We start from the raw sequence: 26,036 nt of genomic DNA, 5'->3' as shown, positions 1-26,036 counted from the left end.
ACTTTGCATGGAAGGAGTGTCTGGGGGTGGTTTGAGTTTGGCGACCCAAAATTACCCCTACAAGGCTACTCCTTCTCTTTTGTCATGTCATTAGGAATCTTACTGTTAGCGCAGAAGAAGCTCATTCGTAAGAAGCAGCGGAGTCAGTATTGGATCAACCCCTCCGCTTTCCGCCCGGCAACGATTACGCTGTGATCACTTGAACAAAGCAATCACAGCGTAGTCGCAGCTGTTGTTACATATGGAAAAACGCCTATACCAATCTATACACTTGAAGCACCGAAGATTGAGAATTCAATCAACCTACCTTCAACCCTTAATGTATCAGTCTCACATTCGGAAAATCAAAGGATGTGTTTTATATACACGCTACCCTTTTCTCACGAATACATACGTCGGTTCGGGTTGGCCGTTCCGTACCCGCTGCTGTCCGAGATTGTCGGCTACCCAGTTTAATTGATTGGTCATTGAATCCGCAAACGGAAAAATGGAATGCGGGTAATCACTTTCCCAATAACCAACTCCCTGATCGAGCCGTAGAGTTAGTTTGCTGCCATCATCGAATGTGAACCGCAGGTTGCGCGAGTGTGCTATCTCCTTCTTTTGGTGGATATTAACCTCACAGTCTAAGACTCCGCCCCCTACAAGTTGCTCTATAAAAGACACTTGGCCATCCTCCTCCTGCGGATACCAGTTTGTATAAAGTTTGCGTACGTGGTTATCTTTGCCATATTGAACAGCCATTACGTGCAGGTGGACCATGCAGTCCGTATCAATCGTAAATGGAATGTACTTAAGAAGTTGCGCGAACAAAATCACGGTTAGCGGAGAAGCCAGATACCGATCTGAATACGTTATAGCGGTCACGGCCTTGGCAGTATATTCCGCTAGCAGGTCCGGGGCCTGTTGCCGCATCTGCTGCCAGAAAGCAGGTCCGAAATTCGCTAACGTTCCATTTAGTTCGGTAGTGATGCTCACCTCGGCTGCATTGGGACTAATAGCCGGAAGTAACTGTTGCTTCGAAATCTCTGCACCTTTTAATGGTTGTTTCCACTCCGATGACCTGACTAGTAAATACCCTTCGGTATCGCCCCATTGCTCATTGAACACAATGGCCTGATCGGCTTTTGTAGCAAAGGCCATCTGAACGGCATCCACGTTGATGACACTGGCGATCAGGCTACCGGTTTTCAGCGTAACGGGTTCGGTCTGGCTCATCAGCCGGATACGGGGATCGATGGCTAACAGGCTGTACAAATCCTGCTTGTCATCTTCGTCCAAGGTGTTGAGCTGGGCAGTAGGCAACCAGAGTTCAACGCCCGCGAATTTTTTCAGGTATTCTCCTACCCGCTTTCGAATCGATGAACCACTAATACTCCACTCAGCGGCATCGCCCCCAGCTACTAGCTGAAGGACATCGTTAGGCTTGGCGCTGTAGTAGTTCAGTGCCTGTTGCAGCGTATAAACACAGAATTTTGACTCAGTTCCTAGCAATTGATCTTCCGGCTGTAGACCCAGTTGCTGCATATAGCCACCAGTGATAAACGCCATTGCTTCGTGGCGATTCAGTTTACTAGCTACTTTCTGGGTGTCGTATTGTAACAAACAGCTTTCGCATGCATTCGTACACCTAGCCGGACAGTTCAGCAGTTTCTCAGCCCCTTGAAACATCTCCAGCAGGTTGTGGGGGGCCTGCGAGGCAAAGCCGGAGCCCCCCCCATTGGTATCGTAAAGACAAATACTGTAGATAGGCTTCCTATCCAGCTCTTCATTCTTTACCTGCTTGACCAGTACACCAACTTCTTCGATGTTGATGCCTAATGTCTGTGTCAGCCCGTACCGGAGCGCAATGCCGAGCGACCAGCATAACTGCTGATTATCGGCCGAATCTGCGAGCAAATATTGATTATTACCATCCTTGATGAACAGCTCGAACACGTCGGTGTGGTGAACGTGGCCCAGATGCAGCCGTTGGCGTATCCGATTTTTGCCAGGATCGGGGTTACATCGATATTCCCCAGCGTTGTTACCACTTTTCTTGCCACGTAGCTTATTGTGGTCATTGAAATTAGTAGGCAACGTACCGTCCGGTTTCATTGATTCGGCGTACCCGCAGTCCAGACAGACAGCAAAACCCTCGCCATGCTCGCCTGAGTTGTGGTAGAATATATGGCCACGCTCGTCGGTCTTGTAGTGGCCCAAGGCGGGGTTGGGCAGAGGCACCACTGCCGAAGCGGCATTCACCCAGGGAGCCTGCGCAGGCATATACTTCTGCTGCGACACGTTGTTGGTCACGGTGTCGTAGAATCCGGTAGCAAAGCCGGTCGGTTCGATGAATTCAAGAATGTTCTTCGCGCTCGGCTCGCTGGCAATTACCTTATCGCAATGCGTACATTTTCGATCAAAATCAGTTCCGGCAATTCCCGACGCTCCGCATTTACTGCACCGCCAGGCAGCACGCAGGAGCTGCGTTTCCTTGACTGTGTCATCAGGATTGTGCCAGTTCAGCGTAATACCCTTTGATGTGTATACCCGCCCGTCGAGAACAATCTCCGCACCGGGGGCATACTCGCTGAGGGCCACGGCAATATCGCGCGAGGGTTTGTCTTTGATGAGTGCCCGGCTGTCTTCCCGAACTTTATTTCCGTCGTCATCGACCCGGTAGTGCTGAAATGTTGCGCGGGTCGTGGGGTTGAACGTCGCGATATTGGTGGGAAAGCCGTAACCGGGCAGGTAGCCGCCCGTAATCAGTTCTGTCAGCAGATACTCCTCCCTGTGGCGTTTTAGGTCGAAGGCAATACGCTTCTGATAGGGCGTCGTTCCGTCGCCACCGGCCCCGGCCTGCTCTGACAGTAGCTTATTAATTTCGTCCAGCCAGCGTTGTTCAATTCGTTCGAGCGTTTCGACAGACCGACGGCATACTGATTCGACAGACTCCCCAACGAGAATACTGTTGCGCCGAATCGCGTCGAGGGCCTGCCGGATAGCCGCGTCGCCCCCCGTAACAGCGGTGTCGGTCAGCCATGCTTTCATGCGCTGGCAAATCGACGGATTCGTACCGGCAGGTTCGAAAAACCAGTTATTTTTCAGCGTAACGGCGTTGCTACCCACCTTAAGCTCTTGATTGATGAAGCGACCGAACAGCCAGGCGTTGAGGTGGCGCTGCACGATGCGCTCGCTCGACAGGGTGATGTTAGGCTGCTTCATTTTCGCCGTAAACGGCCATAGGGGATTGCGGAACACCTGCTGATCGAGCGGGTTGTTTTTGCAGAGCGTCAGCGACAGCGAACGCGATTCGCCCCGACGACCCGCCCGACCGGCCCGTTGCAGGTAGTTTGAGGGGTGGGGCGGTACGTTGTTATTGCAGACGATCGTTAGACCACCGATATCGACGCCCATTTCCATCGTAGTGGAGCAACTGAGCACGTTGATTTTTCCCTCCTTGAACCAGCCTTCGTACCGCTGTAACATGCGGGCCGACTGCTGGGCGGAATGTTCGGCGGTGCGGTAGAAGGCCCCGCCCTCCACGATCTGGTCGCTCAGGTTATTCCAGATTCCCACCTTCCGCAATTCCAGCACAAGAGGATCGCTGTGGAGCCAAACCCGTACTTCATTTAGTAGGGCGACATCCGTTTGCGCCTGCCAGCGGGGCGGGGTGGGCATCTGAACAGGATAGCTCACAAACGAACCGGGCATGGCCCCCACGGGTAGGTAGGGTGTTACGCCGTTCACGGTTGTGTCGAGCACCCGGAGGGTAACGGGACAGTGCCACGCACTCATTACCGTTCGAAACAACAGTTTCTCCAGCTTTAACTGAAATCGTCCCGGCGCAACCTGTTCGAGAATATGCGTGCCGGATGTCAGGGCATTCCAGGCCTGTTCCATCAGTGAATCCAGCACGGCGATCTGCGCTTTAGAAATCGTAGCCAGATCGATCTGGAGCAAGTGGGCAAGCAGCCGAATAACACGGCGTTGCCTTGAACCACGATGACGCTGATACGACGCCCACGCCTGGTTACGCCGTCCGTTGCTATCTGGACTGTTGGGGGGCAGCAGGTAGCGTGGTGAAATAACGGACCCCAACCAGTTGAGCCATTCGTGAGAAATGTTGATGTAAACGCCCTCCCGGACGTAGAAATCGAGGCACATTTTCAGAAAGTCGCGCCATTGGGGTAGCGTAAGCTGAGCCTGATCCCACTCAGCGGGCAACAGAAGTACGCTGTCTAGCCCGTCGTAGCCAACGGCCGTCAGGCCTAAAGTTTCAAGGGTATTGCCCCGTTTAGGTCGTCGGCCGAATTCGCGCATTAGCAGCACCTTCGCCATCGTGCTGGGCGTGTCAAATACGTTCGGTTCCATGTCATGATAATACTGATGGATATGCCGCACGTCTTCGTCCTGACTCAGTTCCAGCACCAGATCGGCCCAGCTCATCGTGTTGTGCTCAAGCTTAGTAATCTCGCTCAGTTTATCAGTAATCATCTCCTGAATGAGCGGCATTGGGCTTGCCTGCATCGCAAGTTCAAGCTTGGCTAATTCAGTCTGTAACTTTTGCATCTCCCCGCCCTTGCTGCTCTGCCGGATTTTCTGGTAAACCAGCCCCCTGACTCTAGTCCGTTCGGCACTTTGCTGCATCTTCACAGCAATACGCGCTGTGCCCTGTCGACTATCGGTAAAGGTGAGCAAGTTGCGCCCCCGCATGGGTTTCGAGAGCGGATCTTTGCCATCCGGTATATGTTCGAGCAACGTCGGCACGAGCGAACTGGTGTAAAACGGCATACCCAGATATGCCGGGCGGAAGAGGTTTTGCCCGTCGAAACCGCAGACAGCGCACAGCGCATCCTGCTGGTTCCAGTATATACCAAATGTGGCTTTGGCCTTACTATCGGTCACACCGTCCGCATCGATCTGCGACTTACTGTATAATTCGTGCGCCCATTGGCTAATGACGGCAGGCTGTTTCTCCGTCGATTTCTCTCCCTCAATTCCACCACCGTCATCCGACCCTTCCAAATCGAACTGAAAGCCGTCGGCATCATCCTGACTGGCCTGTACCAGCCTGTCTCCGTCCAATTTCACTTTTAGATGACCTGCGTTGCATTCGGTACAGAAAACCAGTTCGTAAACGGGTGCACCACAATCGCAGGTGAGCCGCTGCTGAGTGTACACGTAGCCAAAGCCCCAGTCGGGAGCAGCCAGCGATGTACCCGCCTTGCAGCTACAGTTTTTATTGACGCAAGCCCATAGCCCGTGCAGCACTTTGTGAAAGAAGTGCCCCCGCAACGGCAGAAAATGCACATCGTTATGCTTCAGCGATTTTTGCGACGACAGATCGAGCCAGCCGAGTGCCTCCTGCTGCCGGGCCATGGGGTCGGGCAGATGCCCAAATAGTGAATCAGCGATGTTGGTGAGCGTCTTGGGCTGTTCGCGTCCATCCTGTTTCTGCACTAAGTGGTTCCGCAACGAGCGGGCCGTTCGGTTGGCATACACCGCTTCCTTGCGCTCCTCTTCGGGCAGGGCGTTTAGGTCCTTCACGCTAAGCTGATTCAGCATTTCGGTCGTTGCCAGACCGGGTACGTTGCGCTGCCCGTCGATTACATCGATACGGTCGGGGCTGATACCCGCCAGGTCGGCGAGGTATTTTTTGAGCCGTTCCTGCGCCTGCTCGTCGGTGCCAATCGTGGCAGACGTGGCGATGAAACGGACCTGATCGGCTGTTACACCAAATCCATCCAAGGCCCGCCGAATCAAGAGGGCCAGTTCGGCGGCTTGCGAACCGATGTAGGTGTGGGCCTCATCGAGCACAATGTATTTCAACTGTCCCTGCGACTTCTCCAGAATGGGCCGGTCCTGCCGCCGGATCAGCATATATTCCAGCATTGTCGGATTGGTAATCAGGATGGGCGGGGGCGACTGCCAGAGCGTTTCACGATCGTGCACTTCACTGCGCGGCCGACCGGCCAGCACGGGAGCGCTGAGCCGCTGGGGGGTATTTCCATTGTATAGGCAAAACCGCAGTTGCTCCTTATAATCGAGCGTCCAAGCTAGTAATCGTTCGCGCTGACTATTAATGAGGGCGTTGAGTGGATAGATAAACAGGGCCTGAACACCCTGCAAAGTCGTCTTCGTGGCGTTGAGTTGCCCCACCAGATCATTCAGGATGGGCACCATGAAGCATTCAGTTTTTCCCGAGCCAGTACCGCTCGTGACCACCACCGACCGTTTTTTTTCGCCTGATAGAGCTGCCCACGCTTTGAGCTGATGGGTATAGGGTTTGTAAAACGTCCGCAGTGCCTGCTCCGACAAGTTCAGACTTTTATCGTCAAACTTTACTCCTTTATATTGCGCGTCCAGCGACTTTACCAACCGGGACTCCAGCATACCGTTGTCGGCCAGTTCCTGAAACGTGTAGGGGCCAGCAGTCCAGGGAAAAACGGCTTCAAACACAGGGTCGCCCAGAATCCGGCTACCCGACCGACTATCGTTGGCCAGTTGCTGACGGATATGGTCGCGCAGTGCTTCCGATTTAATACCCAACGTACCCAGCGTAGCCTCAACCGACCGGCTTTGTACGTCGTTGAACAGCGATTTGTAGTAGTGTTGTGGTTCTATAGCGTTGATTTTATTGATTAGGGAAGTTGAACCAGCAAAAAGCCTGAATGATGTTATAAACCAGGTTGAAATACTCCGGATCGAAGTCGATCAATTGGCTGACATACTGCCTATTGAATGCTGCTACATCGGGAATTACGTTAGGGCAGACGGTCTGATACGCCATGAGCACAGGCAGATGGGCTACCTGCCGAACGTACCCAAAATTTCCTGGAATTGTGGGCAATAGCTGACGAACGACAGCCGGCAACTCTGCGTAACACTGTGCAATCTCCTCGCGCAGACAGGCGGGAAACTGATGCCCGTGGTGCCTCTGCATCAGGCCCGGCAAATTATGCCGTCCCATCACCTCATCGTTCAGAATAGGCTGAATACAGACGGCATGTTGACACATCTGAAAATCAGGACTGGCCGCTTCGTCGAGCAGCGTAACACGAACAATCTGCGCCAGACTGCTCATATCGAAGTCGGCTTCCAGTTCCTGCACCTTATGAGCGATAATCATGTCGGCCACCGTAGCTGGCAGATACGCCTGGTAGGCCCGAAACTCAGCCAGCCACGTATCGACAGCGATGCCGTGCCAGTTGACAGCAAATTGCCGGGTTAGCCGGTTAATCGTCGCCGAGTCGAATCGCAGAAAGAAAGCGACCAGCCCTTTTTTCGAACAAACAAGCGCTTTCCAGACATCCAGCGCGTTCAGCGGCAGGTGGCCGGTGCATTGGTGCAGTTGCTGAAGCGTTGTCCAGTTAACGTTATCGAAGTTGTCGGCCATTCGGTCGAAGAGGTCGATTAATACCGTTTGTCTGTCTGAGTAGCTATGGTTCGATGCGTCGTGCAGTTCATCGATTGTCTCGTTGGTATCGATGGCAAGGCCATCCTGCCGGGTAGCCACGGCGGGACGAATACTGACCACCGAATCGGGCGTGGAGCAGTAAAACCACTTTCCGCCAGCCGGTGCGTTGGCGGGAAAGGCCCAGCCTTCGTCATGCCGTTCCAGTTCGACAAGACTTTCCGGGGTAAAACGCTCGCTCAGTGGAAACGCACTGATACGTACCGGGCCGTCTGCCGGGGCAGGACCAGTCAGGTTAATGAATCCGGTTTCGTGGTTATACTGCGTCTGGGCGGTGTAGTGCGTTACGCAGATACACATCCCGTTGTTGTGTTGAAGCCGCACAACGGCGTCGATGGTGCCACTATGCGAAAGTAGTTGCTCGATCTCCCCTTTATATTTCGCCAGTGAAAGCGCGAGCCCACTGAACGGAGCTACCTTAACCATCTTTATAGCCTGATGCTGCCCGGCTGCGTTATCGTGTCTATCGTTCAACGTCAACGTAAGCCGGGTCGTTTGTGGCGTAGCCGATACGTTGTTCAGTACAAGCTGCGCCCCATATAGCTGCGTCAGGGCCATTTTATGGTTGTTCGCCAGCACCTGCCCGGTAGCGTCCGTGAAATACCCTTCGCTCGATGGATAGGGTACGTGCAGGCTAATTGACTTCGTGCCGGGAGCCACGAGTCTGAGCCGCACCTGATCGCCCTGATTACCCGTATGCCACTGAATCTGGTGGGTACTTCCCTCGCGACTGATGGTAAGCTGCGGTGCCGGGTCATCGGTGTGTACGCCTACCGTGCAGTCCCCCGCATTGTCGAGAATCAGCCGCTGACGGGTCGTATCGAAGCGAACGCCGAAGCTGGCTGGCAACACCGTGATTTCCCGGCAGAACAGCACTTCACCTTCAGGGCCTATACTCCTAATTTTAAACCGCCCGACCAGTTGAGTGGCGTCTGTCACGTCGTGCCAGGTCGTATGCTGCTGCGTTTTATACTGAATCCTGTCGCGAACCGGCAGCGCGTGCCCACCTTGTTTGTAGAGCCGGTGCAGCCGCGGGAAGCCTAAGAAAATACCGGCATTCTGCTGCTGACAAAACCGGATGTAATTGGCATTCGACTGCGGGTAGAGCCTGATGCAATACGGGTCATCACTAAGTTCGGCCAGTTTTACCCGGTACGTCTGGTTATCTATCCTGTCTTGAAACTGACAGGTAGCCGTTATTTCATAAACGGTCTGCGTAGCGGAGAAAGACCCCCGGTTCTGTATGGTTCCCTCAGCACCTTCCGGCAGTAGTTCGGTGGGGCATACGACCAGCGCTCTGTTTGCCGACAACCGGACACTGCCTACCCCAGCGAGTTCGGCGGGCTGCTGTTCCGGGCAGGCAAATACCCAGGGAAGCTGCGGGTCGAGTCCATCGCTGAAGGGCAGGTCGATGCAGGCCTGTTCGTCGGCCTGTACCCCGGCAAACGCCAGCCGCCAACGTTCAGCGTGAATACCGTCGGGCAATCGGCGGTTCGCTAAACCGCTGATCGACAACTGCCCACCCGCCGATTTGAAACCAAACCCGATTTCGTGCTCCTTCGTATCTGAAATGACGTTTAACTGCACTTTGGTCGGCAGGCGCTCAAAAATATCCTCACGCAGTTGCAGATGCGCCGGCTTGTAGAACCCACTGGGAATCGACAGCATTGCCGTAATCGTCCAGACGTCTGAAAGCTGGGTAAGTGAGTACGTCAGGCCAATTTTGGATGTTTCCTGCCGGGTCATCCGGGCCACGTCGACCAGCAGCGAATCCAGAAATAAACCCGCGTTTGGGTCATCGTCGATGCGTAGGGGTAGTTCCTCCCGCCAGTTGGGCAGATGCTGATTCAAATACGCCAGCGGCTGCTCTCGACTCCCCAACTGGTGAGCCGTTTTAAAGTCACGAAGTGTACTGATGACGTCGTAGATAAGCGCAAAGAAAGCGTCGACGTTCAGGGATGCAGGAAACTGACTTTCACGCACCAAGCTGCGAATACCGATTACTGTGTCCTCAGGACGGGTCTGGTAGGTTTGCAGAAACGAGAAAGCTTTGCGAAGCAGGTCGCTGATATACCCGTCGCTCTTTAGCATTCGCAACGGCAGACCCGACTCGAAAAACAGCGTACCCAGCAGCGAGTTTGGCCCGTCGTCGTGCTGGAAAATAGCCCGCTGCCAGAACCGGCAGCCGTTATTCATGGTGGCCCCCCGCCGGGCGGGTGTCAACCAATTCGGATGGCCTATTTCAGCCAGAATCGGCTCCCACTCCCAATGCCCTCCGCTGTAGTTACGGCGCCACCATTCGGTAGCGAACAACACAAAACAGGCCGACGTACTATCAGCCGGAAGAGCGGTCTTCAGTACTGTCTTCAAACGCTCATATTCGGTCTGACTTGTTTTATATGTGTATAGTGGTTTGTCTGTAGACTGTTTAAGGTTACGTCTGGTTAGAAACTGATTCAGGAATTCTGTGCAAGGGTGTAGGTGTAGCATAGGATTAGGAAAAGGGTAGCAATATACCCTAAATACTGCAATCCGTATACCATACCGTTTAAGGGTTATTTTTGAGCAATAACATCACTTTTAGCGTATCAAATTTCGATTTATATATCAAAATTTGATACGCATATCCCTATCTTACTCTTCCTCTACTCGTAAACCCAGCTGCCGGGCACCTTCAATTACCACTTTGTACTCCGGCGAGGTTTCGGTCAGCGGTTTAGCCGTGGTCGATTTGCCTTTGATACGAATTTCGATTTCAACCTCCTGCTGCGCCAGAGGCATGATAAACGTCTGAAACACCTGACTGTAGTTCGCAATGTCGACTTTTCCGTGGACCGTAACGGTATGAATTGGCCGGGGGCCGGTCGGTACAGAGTTGGGGGACGTTGTTGAGCCAGCACCATCCGGTGTGGCGACGCCCGGATCGTTGACGACAGCCATTGGCCCGCCCGGTTGGTCACCACCGCCTGGCGAGGGTGCCGGTTGCGTTGGGGCGGGCTGGTACAAGCTCTTATCGACCAGCCAGTAGGTCGGGTCCTGCACGTCGAAGTGGGGAACGGTTTCCTGGTAAAAAATGCGCCGGAAGTCTTTGCCATCGCCCGCACCGATAGCGTACTCACCGTTTGTACAATAGCGTTGTAGGCTTTCCTGTAAGGCCCCTACGCCCGAGACCATGTCTTTATCGTCGTAGCGGAGAAAGGCTTCATAGATGGCCGACGCCTGCACGGGGTGCCCCGGCGTTGGTAGCAGACCAGCCTTCGCCAGGGTGTTGTAGCTTACCTTGTCGAGCAGGCAAATATCCTGACTACCATCTTTCAGCATCGGAATCAGTACGTCGTTGATCTGGGCGTCGACTCGGTCGCGGTACTGGGTGGCTTCTATTTTGGTAATGCCACTTTTGGCGGAGTATTTCGCCAACACAGAGTAGGTAGCCGCCAGCGCTTTGTCGATTTGGCTACTTGCTTCATCAATGCGTTTCTTGATGTCGGTGCGCTGATCAGCATCGAGCTGACTGCCAAAATCGCCCTTTACCCGCTCCCCGGCCAGGTATGTCTGTACGCTATCGTTCAGCTGGCCAAGGCCAGCCTGTGCGGGCAGCAGAAACAGTAGGGTATTGCGGTACAGCCGCTCGTTGTTGACACCACGCTTGGTAGCCAATCGTTCGATGCGCTCCTGCGCTTTTCTCGACACGCCATCGCCCGTGGCCAATTGATCAGGGCCCAGAATAATCAGCGTTGGCCGCTGCTGCTCGGGCACATCATCAGCCGGATCGACCAGTGGGTGGAACAGTTGAATGGTAGACCGGCGCTCGTTCAGGCGTTTAAGTACTTCCTGCTTCACCTGCTCCTGACTTACTTCCTGTCGGGCGTGGTTGACCAATATGTTTAGGTTTGGTTTAGTGAAAAACCAATACCGGCGTGGGTTGCTGCTGTAGTGCAGGTAGTGGGCATTAGCCTCCAGCGCATCCAGAACGGCATTGACATCGTTGTGGTTGAACGAATCGGGCTTTATGACTGATAGTTTTAGCTCGTTGACGCCGATGCCCTGCTGAGCCCCGGTCGAACCAAAACTGTTTAACAGCACGGTCGTGGCAACTCCTTTGGCCAAGGCATATCGGCCAAAATCGGCTCTATCATTGTCGAGCTTACCCGCGTTGGACTGATCGCCGACAATATCAGCGGGCAGCACGGCGTCGTAGCCATTGCCGTAAAGTTTTTTCATCTGCCCCGTCAGAGCATCGAGATTGGCGAAGTTAATGTCCGACGCGTGAATCAGACCGTGGGTACCACCAGGCAGCGAACCCTGCCGTTTCCAGAGGTCCGAGACGATGGAACCTAGTAGCCGGAGTACCCCCCGCGTACGCTGAAAATCGCCATGGCTGGCCCACCGCTTGTGAAACACATCCATCAGCGTTGGGTGAAAGGGGTATGCCTGAAGCAGCAACGCACGGTACCGGGCCTGTGTAGCCCCGTCGGGAAGCTCCGACTTCATGTGCCGGTACTGACTGATGTAGCCCGCAACTACCGCTTCCCGAACGTCCTCGTCGCCCATGTTTTCAAACAGCCGCCGGCGCACCACTTCGTAAATCTCGTCGTCGGCAACGGGTTTAGTATCAGCACCCACGCGGGTCATGCGGGCCTGCAAGCTGGTCAGAATTCGGGCGGCCTCGGGCGAGGAAGCCACTTCGGCCACGCTGGCAGGCAGCGTTGTTACCAGTACGCATCGCTCCGACGCGGCTACGGCTTCGGTCAGCTCCTGCAAAAAGCTGATGGTCTGATCCGCCAGATTGGAGCCGCCAACGGAAACGCCCGACGCCGAGACACAGTAATCGGCCAGCTCGTCGACGAGTAGCAGAGCGGGCTGTACCTGGGCCAACACCCTTCGAAACAACCCTTTCGGCGCTACCCTGTTTTCGTCGTTGGCGCGAACGAGTTCGTACGTAGTGCGCCCGCCCAACTGATAAGCTAGTTCGCCCCATAGTGTACGCAATGTAATGTCGGCTTCGACCTGGCGACCCTGCGATGGATCGTTGGTGGTGTTGGTAAAGACGGCGATACTGGCCCGCTCGAACGTTGGCTGGGTGGCCTGAGCCAGTAGGGCCTGCGTAGCCTGATAGGCAGTGGCGTTCCGCCCCATTTTGGCCAGGTGATACAGGCTAATGAGGGTGTGCGTTTTACCTCCTCCAAACCCGGTTTGCAGCGAAATAACCCGATTTTCAGAGTCCTGACCGCCGTTAAGCCCACCAATAACCCGGGCTGCTACAGTTCGCAGCCCCGCCGTGGGGTACGTCTTTTCGAAAAACAGCAGCGAGTTACGGTAAACCTCGGGGCCTACGTCCTGGGCTACATCGGCTAGGTTGGCCGCAAAAACCGACTCGTCGAGCCGACCCTGTCGGATATCCTGATGCGGCCGAACCACGACAAACCAGGGCTGTGCCGTCGGCGTTGGGCGGGGGGCGGCAGGCGGCTCGGGCGTATGAGCCACAGGAGCCTGGGGGGCGGGCTCCGAGTTAGGTACAGCAACGGGTTGGGCGGCAACCGGCTGGGCCGCACCCGGCTGGGCAGGTTGCTGGAGTCGTTTCAGGCTATCTTTAAGGTCGGTCATGCCAGTTTTATCGGCAATCCGACTCATATTAATAAACGTAATCGTTATTTCATCATCCGAAATTTCCCCGGGGTTGAAGTGGGCCAGTTTGTTCCGCACTGACGTAATTTCGCTTAACCAAGTGGTCAGGTGCTTTGTATCCTTACTAAAGTCAGGCCGAAGCAGTTCCTTAAATTCGTAGGCAAGGGTGCTGATATTGTTGAAGTCTATCAGCTGTTCGGGCGCAGTGCCAGCTCTGATGCCTCTATCCCAGGTTTCGCGTTGGCTGCCTCCTAATTTACGAGCGTATTCAGCGGGCCAAACGTCGCCGTACTGCTTTGTCAGTATAGAAACGCTGTAGAGCCGGAAGGCGTCGATGAATAGGCCGAGGGCTTTGAAAAGGGTTTCGTTATGAGATACCATGTGTGTTGATAGATGTATGTAGAGACGCGATACCTCGCGTCTCTTTTACCGGATGGAATTGCTGACGCATGACGAGACGCGAGGTATCGCGTCTCTACAGGGAGGCTAAAAACCCAGCCCTAATTGGTTGGCATCGGCAGTGGCAGGTTGCTGACCGATGGCACGGGCTTCCCGGATCAGGCTGTCGCGGCCCGAGAGGAGCCCTTCAGCAGCACGGTGATCTTCGGACCCTTTGGGCAGCAACTCGAACAGTGACGCCAGCACGCGCCAGAACGAATCTTCGGGCGTGGGAGCCGTCTGGGCGATGTACTGCACCAGCGACCGTCGGTCGGTACCCGCCCAGCGAAACATAGCCTGGTGCAACTTATCGATCATGGGGTCGGCGGTATCGTAGCCCAGGCGGTTGCTCAGGCGCGTGCGGTCGTTGACGGTAGCCAGCGTTTGCCGATTACCATTCTGAATCAGCAGCCGGTGTGCTTCGATATCGGTCACGTTGACGCTCAGGCCCACCTGCACGACCCGGCGCACATCGTCGTGGTCGGCTTCGGTGAAACCGTTGAGTTGGAGCCAGGCCAGGTAAAACCGGGTGTAATCGTCGGTGCGAATGTCGCTGACGATGGCGTTGAACGCCGATTCGCGGGCCAATTCGAGCAGTTCGGCCACGGTTACTTCATCGCCGTTGGATTTCTCGACCAGCCGGTATTGCCCAAACACCGACACTGCCTGCCCGAAACAGGCCGTCAGGAGGTCGGCCCCCCGGAAGCCCAGCGCGGTCAGGGTACGCACCTCGTCGCGCACCGCCCGCTCGATGTCGCGCTTGACCTCTCGAAAGTCCCCAATCCCCACCTGCTCCGTTGGCCGACAGGAAACGGTAACAGATGATTCGAGAAAGGCTTTATCTGTTTTCAATGCACCAGACATTTCTGTATCCAGTGCCCAACTACCGGTCAGATTCATTTTAGAACCGAGAATGGAACGGCAAAGGGTTGTCCAGGCACTCGTGCTCTGGTGAGCAAACATGATGCTAACTACGCCCGACGTTTGTTGCTCAATGGCTTCAAAAATTTGCTGTAGTTTATTCTCAAAATGCTGTTTGGCCTGTGCCACATTACCACTGTGATGGTGTTTCATCGCCGTACATTCGTCAGATTTAGGCGTTTGCGGCAGCGCGAATGACAGTGGAAATACGTCGCCAAGCGTACGCTTGAGCCAGACGTAAAAGAAGTCCGACAAGTCAGCGTAAGCGATGGCATCATAGTACGGAGGGTCGGTAACTACCGCATTCAGGTACTTTGGTTCGAACTGATGTACGTCACCGCTTGAAGCATTTTTCAGTTCGACAGCGAAAGGTGACTTGCTTTCATCTTCGAGATAGCGGGTTATCCAGTCTAACTGATTGGCAGCGCTTCCCGTGGAATCGCAGAACGGGTTGGAGTCTGGATAGTCAAAAACCATCGGTATCGCTTGACGTCCCATTATTCTTTCCAGCGTTTCCCGACCAGTGTGCCAAATTCCGAAAGATGTGTTGGCAATAGCAATGCGATCAATCCAGATGCTTAGGTACGTTACTACCGCTCTCTGATAATCCGACAAGTCCGGTATAAAGTTGTTGCCGCCCCATTCCTGCTTGAGTTTAGTTAAACAGTCTACCAGCGTTTGTAGGGTGAGTAGCTGGCGGGTAGAGAACATGTCGCCCCAACGGTTTAGCCCCCACGTGCAGGATGGTAGTGCCTGCGTGTATTTCACCGGCATTTCTTCAGTAGGTCGGTTATTTTCAACAGAAGCAGGAATAGTTGCCACCATTGCTAGCTCCTGTTCTACTGGCTGACGATATACTTTTCCCTTGTCACCGTCTTCTATTACAGCCAGCATTTTCTCTTTCGCTGTACCATTTAAAAACTGTTTCTTGAGGGTATTTACGTCAGTCGTATTACCACAACAAGGGCACTTCATGTTGCCCCGGCTCATCCATCCTTCTTCATCGAAACGCCCCTGCTTCAACTCGAAATTAATCTGTTGGCCGGTGATGATGGGTTTCAGATAGACCTGCTTGCCGGGTTTGTTGCAGAGGTAGAACTGCTTTAGTAGTGGCACTTCAGCGCGGCAGGAAGGGTTGGCGCACGTACCTACGCGTGCCCAGTAATAGGCGATGGGTTTGCGGCCGTTGACGGTCGGGTAGTACTGCCCCACGGCGGCTTCGGCTTCGCGCAGAAGTCGTTTGGCGTAGAAGGCTACGTCGTGGCTAAGTCGGTTTTTGAGGTGTACGGTCCCGTCTTGCTTTACCTGCCCGTTCTGTTCCATGGTCAGGTACGTATCAGCTCCGTACAGCTTCTTAAACTCCGCTTTGGAGTAGATAATGGGCTTGCCGTAGCGTTGCGGAAATTCCAGACTGCCGCGCTGAATGATGTGCGCTACTGGGTTGATGTCGTTGCCGTAAGTGCGGCAACCCAGCCGGGCCGCTTCGAGCGGGATGGCGCCCCCGCCCGCAAACGGGTCGAACACGCGGGGCATCCGGTCCAGAAAGGCGTCGATGGCTTTCTGGAGGTTGTCGGTTTTTTGTTTGCTATCGGGGGCGTCGAGATGCCGGTCGGGGGTTTGGTATAGGGCGCGTTCGGCGTCTTTTATGGCCTGGTAGTGCCGGTCGAAGTCAGCGATAAGCGCGTTTACACCTCCACTCCCTGTGGTAGCCACGTTATGGGCTACCCAGATCAGTTTGCGGGCAATACCCAGAATGGTTTCGTTGGCTTTATTATCCCACTTAATCAGGCTATGCTCGCTGATCTGCTGCCCGGAAGCCGTCGATTTGCCAGCTTTCTCGTTGGCAATAAACGTATCCGAAAACTTACCGATGAACGTCAACAACCGGTTCCGGCGCGTGTCGGCCACCCGGTCTTCTACCGACGTGTACGGAATATCGTCGTAGGGTTTGTAATGGTCGGGCGCACCAAGTTTGGCGGTCAGCAGCGCATCGACGGCCTCCCCAAACAGGGCGGGGCAGTTGGCATCGTCGGGGTCGGGCACCAGGCTGGCAAACACCACGGCCCGGCACACCGGCAGCGGCCGACGCGCCCACCACAAATGCAGCGTGCTGATATGCCCGTGCCGGATCGATTTATCACGCACACTCTCGGCCGATACTTCCCGCACCGGCATAGCTACTTCAATCAGGTATTTGTAAGGGTTACTCATTTGGTGTTATCTGTGGCCGTTGAAGCGGTCGTTATGGTATCATCAATGCCCTGCCGGATCTGTTGCAACAGGGTTATCACGTAATCTAAAGGCTTGCGCTGGTACTGCGCTGAATGAATATGCCGGGCAACAGGACCTTCAGGTCCGTCGGCAATAGCTCTATCCAGAATCGCTGTAACGCGCTGGTATAATGCGGCTAACGAGTTTAGTATTGGGCGCAGATGTCTGCCCAGAATTCGGGCTGCAGCCTGTTCCAGCGAGATTTCGCCATCGAGCAGGTCGTAATGTTCGTCAAAAAGTTGCTGATCTATGATGGCTTCGTAATTCTTCAGGATAAAAGCAATGTCAGTCAGGTCTTTTACCCGTTCGAAATTGTCGTCGTAGGCGATCAGTTTCAACACGACCATACCGGGCAGATCACATACCCGAAATGTAAACTCCTCGTCAAGCATTACGTGCTGTGTACCGTGCTCGTACACCTCCGCAAAGCCCGTCACAGCTAGCTTAGCTACCGCTTCGCCCCGATTTACCAGTACCTGCCCATCCATTTCCAGGCCGCCGAAGGGTAACAAATCGACGACGGTATCCCCCGCATATTTCAGCGTGAACGGCATGTTGCGCACCTCAGCGAATTGCCCCTTTTCCAGCAGCTTCTCTTTCAGTCGATCATAATCAGTGGGCTCAGGAATCAGCACAGCGATGTCCAGGTCGCGGGTTACGCGGGGGCTTTCTAACCCATGTATAGCCATCGTAATGTCGCGAGCTACGGCACCGACGAGAAAAAACTCAATACCTACTTCATCACAGGCTTGTTCAATCGCATCGAATATCGGTTTATACTGTTGTCGCTGGCGTTCCGTCAAGGAGATGCTGTACATAGGTGTGGTAGAGTCGTTGGGCAACTTCATGGTTTCTGGGGTCCTGGCTAATGAGCAGGTCGGCGTAGACTAGCAGTGGATGCACACACAGCCCGTCGTCGTCATGGGGCCAGAACTTTTCGTAGAGATAAACCAGCCCATTTTCGGCATCGGGCAACAACCGAAGCTGCCGAGCAACGACCTGCGTCGGCTGACGCGTATAGAGCGTCCAGGTAGCCGGGCGCAGGAAGTTGGTCAGGCTGTCGGCTGCGGGTTCGCCCCCCCACTGTGTTAGGGGCGTTTCCAGCGGCTGCAGATTCCAGTCAGCCAGCGTTTCGTTTTTTAATAGCCGGTATCGGCCGCGCAACAGGCTCGGTTGCAGGCGGGCAGCGTAGGCTTCCAGCCACTTGTCGAGCAGCAGCTTCCGGTTCATCAGTTTCCATTCGCCCCGACGTACTTCCATCAAGAATCCTCGATCCTGTAAGCTAGCCTTAGCCCGGTGTACGGTTTCCAAACTACCGCCCGCTTCCTGCGCTATTACACGAATAGTTTCATTGGCCCGGTTGGGGTTGATTAACAACCAATAGGTTACCCGCAACCCAGCCTTGGTGAAGGCGTGGTCCGCTTTTCCATCTACCCGCCGGTCGGGTTTCCGCCCATCGATCCAGAGTAGAAACGGTAGTTCATTAATGGTCAGCTTCAAATACACATTGCCAACCGTATCGATGTAATTGATAGCGTGTTGCCGCAGTTTCTCCCCTAGCTCCGCGCCCACGTAATCCGTCAACAGGGTTGGATTTTCACTATCGGCCAGTTGGTTTAGTAATTGCCCGAATACGATTCGCCGGGCCGATAGTTTGGCTTCCAAGGCCAGCTTTATGTTAGCGTTACCAAATGCAAGCTGGATAATAGCATCGTACCGTTTCCCTTTCGGAGCGGGGCTTTCCACGGACACACAAGCATCCGGTACTAGTCCAACTAACCGTTCGATGCCCTGCTGAATGAGTATCTGTTCGCTATCCATGTTCGATAATTTTCTGCGTTCGTTTTTATCGAACAAATAAAATTATCGAACAAATAGCGAAGTTGCAACTCTATCTAAACGGAAATTAGTGCGTCCGCCTGCTGCTTCTGCTTCCATTCGGCTTCGGGTAGCCGATACTGCACACCTCGTGAGAGTTTATCGAAACGGAGTGTTGCCGCCGGGTTCTGGAACGTAAACAATTGTGGTTCAGTCTTGCAGCGCGTAACGATATAGAGCCAGGCAGACGTACCCAGTTGTTCCAACCGGCACATCTCGTTGTCGGTCAGCATCACATCGCCGTCGACGCTACGGCCTTTTACTTCGATGTAGCGTTTGATCCCATCCGGCTCAGCGCTACGAATGTCGTAGCCCACATTTTCGGCCGATACGTCGGTGGGTATACGTCCCTGCGCGGATTCATACGCCATTACCGTATCCATGGCAATCTGCTCGGCTTCGTCATCGCGACTCATACCGAAATGGCCAGTAAATTCTAGTTGCGTCAGTGGCACTACCCGCGCACAGCCCAGTACTTCCGGTTCTTTCAGGTTCAGTTGCTCCATGGCGTCAAGGTCGGCCAAGCGCTGCTTTTTCCGAGCCAGCAACTGATTGATTCGTTCCTGCTTCCGGGCTATCTTATCCTGTGCTTTAGCGTCGCCTAGAAGCCATTTGCCCTGCAACTCACTAATTTCAGCGGTAAGCTGGATAATCAAATCCGTAAACGCCGTTTCCAAATACTGCCGACGTTGCCAAGCGTCTTGCTGCACCCGGGCCTCGGTTTCAGCCAGCAAAGGTTCGGTAATGTGTGTAAAACTCCAGTCAATAACCGTATCGGTCGCCACACTATCGGGTGGCTCGATAGGCTTGGTAAACAGAGCAGGTGGCAGCAAATCGAGTAATTTAGCTGCCGATGTCACCAACAGCTCCCCTTCGTCGTTTTCACAGACCAGTACCAGTCGTTCGTCGGCTACCTGTGCTGTACTCCCCTGCCGTTTGATTCCCCCACGGTGGAATGTCACCTGCGATTGTACCAAGAAAGCCGTGTATGGCTGCCGATCTTCGGGTGACACTAGCACCACCCCTTTCAGCGCATCGGGACGGCACTGCTGTTGGATCAGGCTCAGTAACGCGTCAAACAGCGCGTTACCGGGGTTGAGATAAATGGTTTTCGTCAGGTTGGTTACCTGTCGCTGCCGTTCCAGAAACAAGCGTTTGTCGAAGCATAGATACAGTTCGGCAGGATTGATCAGCCAGTCGTACTCAGTACGGAGCAGATGGGTCAGTTCGTCGGGCATTGTCGTTATGCGAAAAAGCTGCGGCTGTAGTTCCTGCAACTTCCCCCCCATATACGTAAATGCTTTCTCGAAAAACTGTCGGATGTACACAGGTTGTAGCCGTTTCTCATCGGACTCCTCCTTAAGCTGCCGCGCTTCCCGGTAATTGACTCCACTAAAAGCCAATTGATTCCGCTGGTCATCAATCCGCTGTCGAATCACCGATGGATTGAGTTGCTGCTGGATAGCATCATTAAATAGTGTATCCTGTCCGTTGAATACTGCGTTAATGATATCATCGAGACCCACATTTTCGAATACGTCTGAGATTACATCGTACACCCGGTCGTCGCCCATCTGATTACGAATTTCGTCGAGTTTGAGCAGCAGCCGCTCCATCACCGCTCCCTCACGTGTGTTCTGTGCCACTAGGTTGAACACCATCACGTTTTGCTGTTGCCCGTATCGATGGATTCGGCCCATACGCTGCTCTAATCGGTTAGGATTCCAAGGAATGTCCCAGTTGATAAGCAACCGACAGAATTGCAGGTTAATCCCTTCTCCAGCCGCATCCGTGGCGATCAGAATCTGCGCGGTACCGGCAAAGGCCAGTTGAGCTGTACGTCGTTCATCGACCGACTTGCCGCCGTGAATCGTTACAACCGTATAGCCGTTGTTTGTCAACCGTTTGTCGAGGTAGTCGAGCGTGTCTTTGTGTTCGGTAAAAATGACCAGTTTTTCGTGGTTGTCACGAACACCCTCAGCCCCCAGCAATTCCCGCAACTTAGCAAATTTCTGTTCTTCCTGCTCTGCCCCGTACAGAGCCTCCGCCTGTTCGAATAGGGCTTTTACCTGCCGGGCCTCCTCCCGGATTTCAGCGGGACTTTTAGCTGTGGTGAACAGTTTGAACTTGCGCGGGTCGGCCAGAATCGTTTCCAGTCCCTCGCGTTCGCGGTCGTCGAGTTCGTCGTACTCGTCAATTGAGTCCAGCCCTACTGATGCTATCGTCGGGTCAAGGCGTTGCCGCTGTCCCCACAGACCGGGATTGTTCGTGAGTTCATCCAATAGTCCCTGCAATGCCTGATGGCGATGCCAGAGCGTTCTTTTGATAGCATAGATCGAACTGGTGAGTCGACGCTGCATTACCAGCAATGCCAGTGTCACATGAATATTCTGCTCCTGCCGGGCCTCTTCCCGATGCCGCGACAGGTAGGCCGTTACATCGTCATATAGCTTTTTCTCGGCGGGTGTAAGGCGATAGAGAATCGTTTTAGTGAAGCGTTCTTTGAAGAGTGGCTGCCCCTGCCAATCCCGCATGTCCTCTTTTAGTCTCCTGATGAAAAATTTATTAATCCCATTTTCACCTAGTTCCCGGACCCGTTCGGTGACGAGTGTATCGGTTGAGAAAATGTCCTCATCAAGCAACTGAAGCAGGTTCCTGAATGTGTCGCGCCGGCCCCGGTGGGGTGTGGCCGTCAACAGCAGCAGGTGTTCGCATGACTGCGCAAGGGCCTGTACGGCTTCGTAGCGTTTGGATCTATACTTCCGTTCGCCGTAATCGAAGGCCGATAATTTATGCGCTTCATCAACCACGACCAGATCCCAGCGCAACGACCGTACAGCGTTCAGTACGTCTTCACCCCGCAGAAAGTCGATAGACGTAACAACCCGGTTAGTATTCTGAAAAATAGTCGGATCTGCCGAAAAAGCAGCCCGGTTCACGAGTTTGAACGGAATATTGAATTTCAGGCCCATTTCGTCTTCCTGCCACTGTCGTGTCAGCCCGCCCGGCGTGATAATCAGCACCCGCTCGACCAGGTTACGCGTCATCAGTTCTTTGATGAGCAATCCCGTCATGATAGTCTTACCCGCTCCAGTGTCATCGGCTAGCAGAAACCGGATGTTGGGTAGGGGCAGCAGGTATTTATACACAGCTTCAACCTGATGGGGCAATGGATCGACGACACTACAATTAACAGCAAATAACGGATCGAACTGATACGCTGAGTAAATACGTTCGGCTTCCGCGAAAAGGGAGAAGCCAACCGGGTCGCCATCGAAGGAGAACAGCCCTTCCTCAGCCAGTACGGTCAGTTCCTGAGCCTGTTGTTGCGTGATGACAACTGTACTAGCCAGACCAGTATGTTTTCCAGTATAGTGCAGGGCGATGCGTTGGCCACGCGGCTGTACCTGTGTCAGTACCACGGGTTCACCCGGTATCAGATTGCTAATGATTTGGCCGGGCTGTAGTAAATGGGGTGTAGACATGTAAAGAATGCGTTGATTTTCCAAGCTTATTACAAGAGCTGTTCCACTCTTAAAATAGGCCTTTAAAACTTTTTTTTATTAATTTATATGGCAAACATTGAACAATTATGTCAATATTTACCATATGAAGCTATTAATATCCTGGTATGCTTACCAAAATGATTTTGACCGGCGGGAGGGCACTCAACTGAATGAAAACGGCCCGACTATGCAATTTCACGAATACTTCTATGAAAAGGAGTCTTATGATAAGCACATACTGCTAAGTACAGCTCGGGAAAAAGACGGCGATCTAGCTATCGACTTGCTCACAATGAGTCTACAGCGCAAGTATCCTGAACGTTTGGTCGAACCTGTCTTTATGGACATCAGTGATCCGATTGATATACCACTTATCAGAAGCAAAGTGGAGGGGTTACTACTAACTTACCGGGAAGCTGATATCGATATTTTCTTCTCGCCGGGTACGTCAGCCATGCAGGTAAGCTGGTACAGCTGTCACACGTCACTGGGGTTAAAAACAAGGTTGCTGCAAACCCGCGCATCAAAATTTTTGCCCAGCAAAAAGCCGGAACTACTGGAAATACAAGTGCAGTCGTCCAGTGTTCCATACTCGGCGGTCATTGCTGAGCAAAAGCAGCAAAAAAGCCCGACCGATACGGATTATCTGGTAACAAAAACAATGGAACCGCTGTACGAACGAGCCCGTCTGGTTGCTCAGGCAGATGGTGTCACTTGTCTGCTAGTCGGCGAAAGCGGAACGGGCAAAGAACATATAGCACAGTATATTCATCGACAGAGTGCGCGGGCCAACCGCCCGTTTATCGCCGTGAACTGTTCAGCCCTAAACGATCAGCTTCTAGAATCCCGTTTGTTTGGCTATGTCAAAGGCGCATTCACCGACGCGAAAGAAGATAGGTCCGGTTATTTTGTGGATGCCGATGGAGGAACGCTTTTCCTCGATGAAATCGGCGATATCTCGCCGTATATGCAACAGTTGCTGTTGCGAGTTTTACAGGAACGGGAGATCAGTCCGATCGGAACAACCAAATCGCGTAAAGTCAATGTACGTATCCTCGCTGCTACACATCGTGACCTGGAATCTATGTGCGCAGACGGTGCATTCCGCTGGGACCTGTTTTATCGACTGGCTGTGGTTGAAATCCCTCTTCCGTCCCTGCAAACGCGTGGCGAGGAGGACAAGAAAGCATTACTTGCCCACTTTTTAAAGAGGGCCCGAAAAGAGTTTAGAAAACCTGATCTGTCCATGAGCCGGGAAGTACAACGTCTCCTGCTTGACTACTCATTTCCTGGTAATGTCCGCGAGTTGGAGAATGTAGTGACCAACATGGCCGTCTTCAATGACAGGGAAGTAACAATTACTGATCTACCTGCACGCTTGATACGCCCTGCTGAGTCAGCCAGCGAATCGCTGAATTGGGAGGTAACTGAAAAAAACCTTCTTATCAGGGCGCTCCAGCATTTCAAGGGTAATCAACGAAAGTCCTGGCAGGCAGTCGGCTACAAATCGCTGAACACATTCAGAAAGAAACTGAAAGACTATGGCATCAATGAATAGAAAGAACATCTTATATCATTTTTTGACATTCTAAATTAATCATTGATAAAAAATGCTGACAAGATAGCTGTGGAATAGGCCTTCTGGGCGGTGGCACGTAATTGGTAAACGGGATACTGTATTTCATTTAAACCTTAACAGCTACTTGTATGAGCCACACATTCTGCTGCCCTCACTGCCAACAACCTATCGACCTCGAAACCTCTTTCGTACAAGGCGTCGAGAAACAGCTGGCCCGTAAATACAACGACCATTTTGCTAGACAGAAGTCTGACCTCGCCCGTCGAGAAGAAGCACTTCGGCAGGATAGGTTGCTTGTGCAACAACAGACGCAGGCGCAGCAGAACCTCATTCAGGAAGCGGTTACTGCACAGGTCCGGCGGATTCAAATAGAAGCCCGGCAGAAAGCCCGCGCCGAACAAGATGCTGTTATCACCCAGCTTCAGCAGGATCTCACCGAAAAGTCGGCAACGGTACAGTCGCTCCAGCAGCAGGAGTTGGCCCTGCTGAAACAGCAACGAGATCTAGAAGAAAAGCAGGCGTCCCTGGCGCTCTCCGTTGAGAAGAAACTGCGTGACGAACGAGCCGCTATTGAAACGAAAGCTATTCAAAAAGCCCAGGAAGACCATTTGTTTCACGCCGAGCAGCAACAGGGGCTAATTAACGCCCTGACACAACAGCTTACTGAAATGAAGCGTAAAATTGAACAGGGGTCGCAGCAAATACAGGGCGAAGTACAGGAGATCGCACTAGAGAAATTACTGACCGACACCTTCCCGTTCGATCAGATCGTTGAAGTTGCTAAAGGTGTCAACGGAGCTGACCTAATTCAGGAGGTTTGTAACGATTATGGTCGGATCTGCGGCCGGATTGTCTACGAAAGTAAGCGGACCAAAACCTTCGGCGGTAACTGGATCGACAAACTGAAGAGCGATCAGCAGCGGCACAGTGGCGACATAGCCGTATTAGTGACAGAAACCATGCCGACTGGAATGCCACGTTTCGGTCTAGTCGAGGGGGTTTGGGTTTGCAGTTTTACTGAAGTGCGGGCACTTGCTACGGTACTGCGTATGGGAGTCTTAAAAGTATCGGAGGTACAAACGGCCAGTGAGAACAAAGGCGATAAGATGCAGCGTCTCTACGATTACCTGACTGGCAACGAATTCCAGCAGTGTGTTCAGTCGATTGTCCGTTCGTTTCAACAGTTGCAACTGGGCTTAGCGCAGGAGAAACGGGCCATGAAACGAATCTGGGCCATACGCGAAAAACAGATCGATGCCGTCATCGACAGCACAACCTGTATGGTTGGTGCAATCAGTGGAATCGCTGAAGGCGTAATACTTGAACTTCCAGAATTAGAATTACTGTCTGACGATACACCCGAAGTACTAACCTAAAGTTATGAGGTAGGACAACATAGTTTTTGAGCTAAGCTCGACAAAGTCTCAAAAAGTATCGATTGATTCAGGCACCTGTCTTTGCAATTTACTTCCTGTCGGCATTGACCCAATTTGTACGTTCCGAGAATCTATAGAAGTGGAACTCTGACCAGCTTCAGACTAAATTTCCTGTGCTTAATCAAGTAGCAATCGTAGTTTCTACTTAGTACACCTATGTACAAACTTATATCACAATTGCTGCCTACAATCCGACCAATAGTGACGGTATAACTGCCTAAAACGTTCTTGAGGATTGATATTGAGAGACAACACCGGGGCAGTTTGTCGGAGGCTATTTTGTGGACTGGCAGTGGGCTAGCGAAGTGGCTAATTTGCCGGTATCGAGGCTCAGAATTGAGCCTACAGCGGATTACAGATCCGTACATTCACACTATGACCCTTCCAACTCTGACACTCAGTGGTTAGACCGTAACGCAGGAGCAGACGTCGGGCCTCTGGGGTACTTACCTTGCCAGATAGACTGCATACAAAAGCAAGCCGACGATCTCAGCAAACCCATCTATATCCTCAAGCAGCAGCAATAGGATCGTAGCCCTATTTACAACCACAAGCCTGGATTATCAGTTGCTCCAACAACTCGATAATGCATTCGGTCCGATCCGCGAAACGGGTACGAGAAGCATTTTCAGCTTTGCGTGGCCAGCTTATCGAAGCGTTCAAATCAGTTGACCACTTGTGAGTACAAAATGCACTGGGCAGAAAAGATCAATTCAAACTCTACTGCTAAGCAACTTGCTACTAATTTTGTTGCATCAAGCACCTTAGCTGAGTCGGGCTTCGAATGGGCGGAGTACTCGTCGGCGGGACTACCTGGTAACAGCCCTGCTAGAGCCTGTGGACATTCACAGTAACAATATCATGCTTGACGCCAAATAGACCATCGCTAAAAAGCTGGTAGCGGTCTTTTCGTAGCGAGTTGC

10 protein-coding genes are annotated in these 26,036 nt (G+C 53.0%); 3 read left to right on the top strand and 7 right to left on the bottom strand.

All coding sequences use genetic code 11. From position 1 onward, the window contains the following. Positions 1-195, top strand: a 195-nt coding sequence (locus CLV58_RS28705; protein ID WP_211300911.1) for a hypothetical protein, incomplete at its 5' end; no start/stop codon positions are given. Positions 196-369: 174 nt separating this feature from the next. Here CLV58_RS28705 and CLV58_RS26875 read toward each other — a convergent pair. From CLV58_RS26875 to CLV58_RS26845, 7 genes are all read right to left on the bottom strand, one after another. Beyond that, on the bottom strand, positions 370-6,534 hold the full coding sequence (locus CLV58_RS26875) for a DEAD/DEAH box helicase (RefSeq protein ID WP_106140935.1): 6,165 nt from the start codon (positions 6,532-6,534) through the stop codon (positions 370-372). Between the two features lie 85 nt (positions 6,535-6,619). Continuing rightward, positions 6,620-9,949 (bottom strand): STY4851/ECs_5259 family protein, encoded by a 3,330-nt coding sequence (locus CLV58_RS26870; RefSeq protein WP_211300910.1) that lies wholly within the window; start codon positions 9,947-9,949, stop codon positions 6,620-6,622. A 144-nt stretch (positions 9,950-10,093) separates the two neighbouring features. After that, positions 10,094-13,465 carry a DUF499 domain-containing protein gene (locus tag CLV58_RS26865; protein ID WP_106140933.1) on the bottom strand — a complete coding sequence of 1,124 codons (3,372 nt, stop codon included), beginning with the start codon at positions 13,463-13,465 and terminating at the stop codon, positions 10,094-10,096. Between the two features lie 105 nt (positions 13,466-13,570). Further along, a complete protein-coding gene (locus CLV58_RS26860; RefSeq protein ID WP_106140932.1) occupies positions 13,571-16,654 on the bottom strand; it encodes a DUF1156 domain-containing protein in 3,084 nt (1,027 codons plus the stop codon). Next, positions 16,651-17,532: a nucleotidyl transferase AbiEii/AbiGii toxin family protein gene (locus CLV58_RS26855; protein ID WP_106140931.1), complete on the bottom strand. Its 882-nt coding sequence runs from the start codon at positions 17,530-17,532 to the stop codon at positions 16,651-16,653. The genes CLV58_RS26860 and CLV58_RS26855 overlap by 4 nt, the downstream gene beginning before the upstream one ends. After that, positions 17,489-18,535: a type IV toxin-antitoxin system AbiEi family antitoxin gene (locus tag CLV58_RS26850; RefSeq protein ID WP_106140930.1), complete on the bottom strand. Its 1,047-nt coding sequence runs from the start codon at positions 18,533-18,535 to the stop codon at positions 17,489-17,491. The genes CLV58_RS26855 and CLV58_RS26850 overlap by 44 nt, the downstream gene beginning before the upstream one ends. Before the next feature lie 74 nt (positions 18,536-18,609). Beyond that, entirely contained in the window at positions 18,610-22,077 is a 3,468-nt protein-coding gene (locus CLV58_RS26845) for a helicase-related protein (RefSeq protein ID WP_106140929.1), read from the bottom strand. Positions 22,078-22,201: 124 nt separating this feature from the next. Here CLV58_RS26845 and CLV58_RS26840 point away from each other — a divergent pair, with 124 nt between their 5' ends. Together CLV58_RS26840 and CLV58_RS26835 are read left to right on the top strand one after the other, a co-directional pair. After that, positions 22,202-23,656, top strand: coding sequence for a sigma-54 interaction domain-containing protein (locus CLV58_RS26840; RefSeq protein WP_106140928.1), 1,455 nt, complete (start codon positions 22,202-22,204; stop codon positions 23,654-23,656). A gap of 149 nt (positions 23,657-23,805) precedes the next feature. Next, complete coding sequence (locus tag CLV58_RS26835; RefSeq protein WP_106140927.1) at positions 23,806-25,053, top strand: DUF2130 domain-containing protein; 1,248 nt, start codon at positions 23,806-23,808, stop codon at positions 25,051-25,053. Positions 25,054-26,036: the final 983 nt, after the last annotated feature.

Source organism: Spirosoma oryzae (assembly GCF_003002825.1).
GTDB lineage: Bacteria > Bacteroidota > Bacteroidia > Cytophagales > Spirosomataceae > Spirosoma > Spirosoma oryzae.
This window is presented reverse-complemented; position numbering and strand designations above follow the sequence as displayed.

Coding starts and splice junctions, on each gene's coding strand:
- CLV58_RS26870 (WP_211300910.1), bottom strand. CDS start 9,949: ATGCTACACCTACACCCTTGCACAGAATTCCTGAATCAGTTTCTAACC.
- CLV58_RS26865 (WP_106140933.1), bottom strand. CDS start 13,465: ATGGTATCTCATAACGAAACCCTTTTCAAAGCCCTCGGCCTATTCATC.
- CLV58_RS26860 (WP_106140932.1), bottom strand. CDS start 16,654: ATGAGTAACCCTTACAAATACCTGATTGAAGTAGCTATGCCGGTGCGG.
- CLV58_RS26855 (WP_106140931.1), bottom strand. CDS start 17,532: ATGTACAGCATCTCCTTGACGGAACGCCAGCGACAACAGTATAAACCG.
- CLV58_RS26850 (WP_106140930.1), bottom strand. CDS start 18,535: ATGGATAGCGAACAGATACTCATTCAGCAGGGCATCGAACGGTTAGTT.
- CLV58_RS26845 (WP_106140929.1), bottom strand. CDS start 22,077: ATGTCTACACCCCATTTACTACAGCCCGGCCAAATCATTAGCAATCTG.
- CLV58_RS26840 (WP_106140928.1), top strand. CDS start 22,202: ATGAAGCTATTAATATCCTGGTATGCTTACCAAAATGATTTTGACCGG.
- CLV58_RS26835 (WP_106140927.1), top strand. CDS start 23,806: ATGAGCCACACATTCTGCTGCCCTCACTGCCAACAACCTATCGACCTC.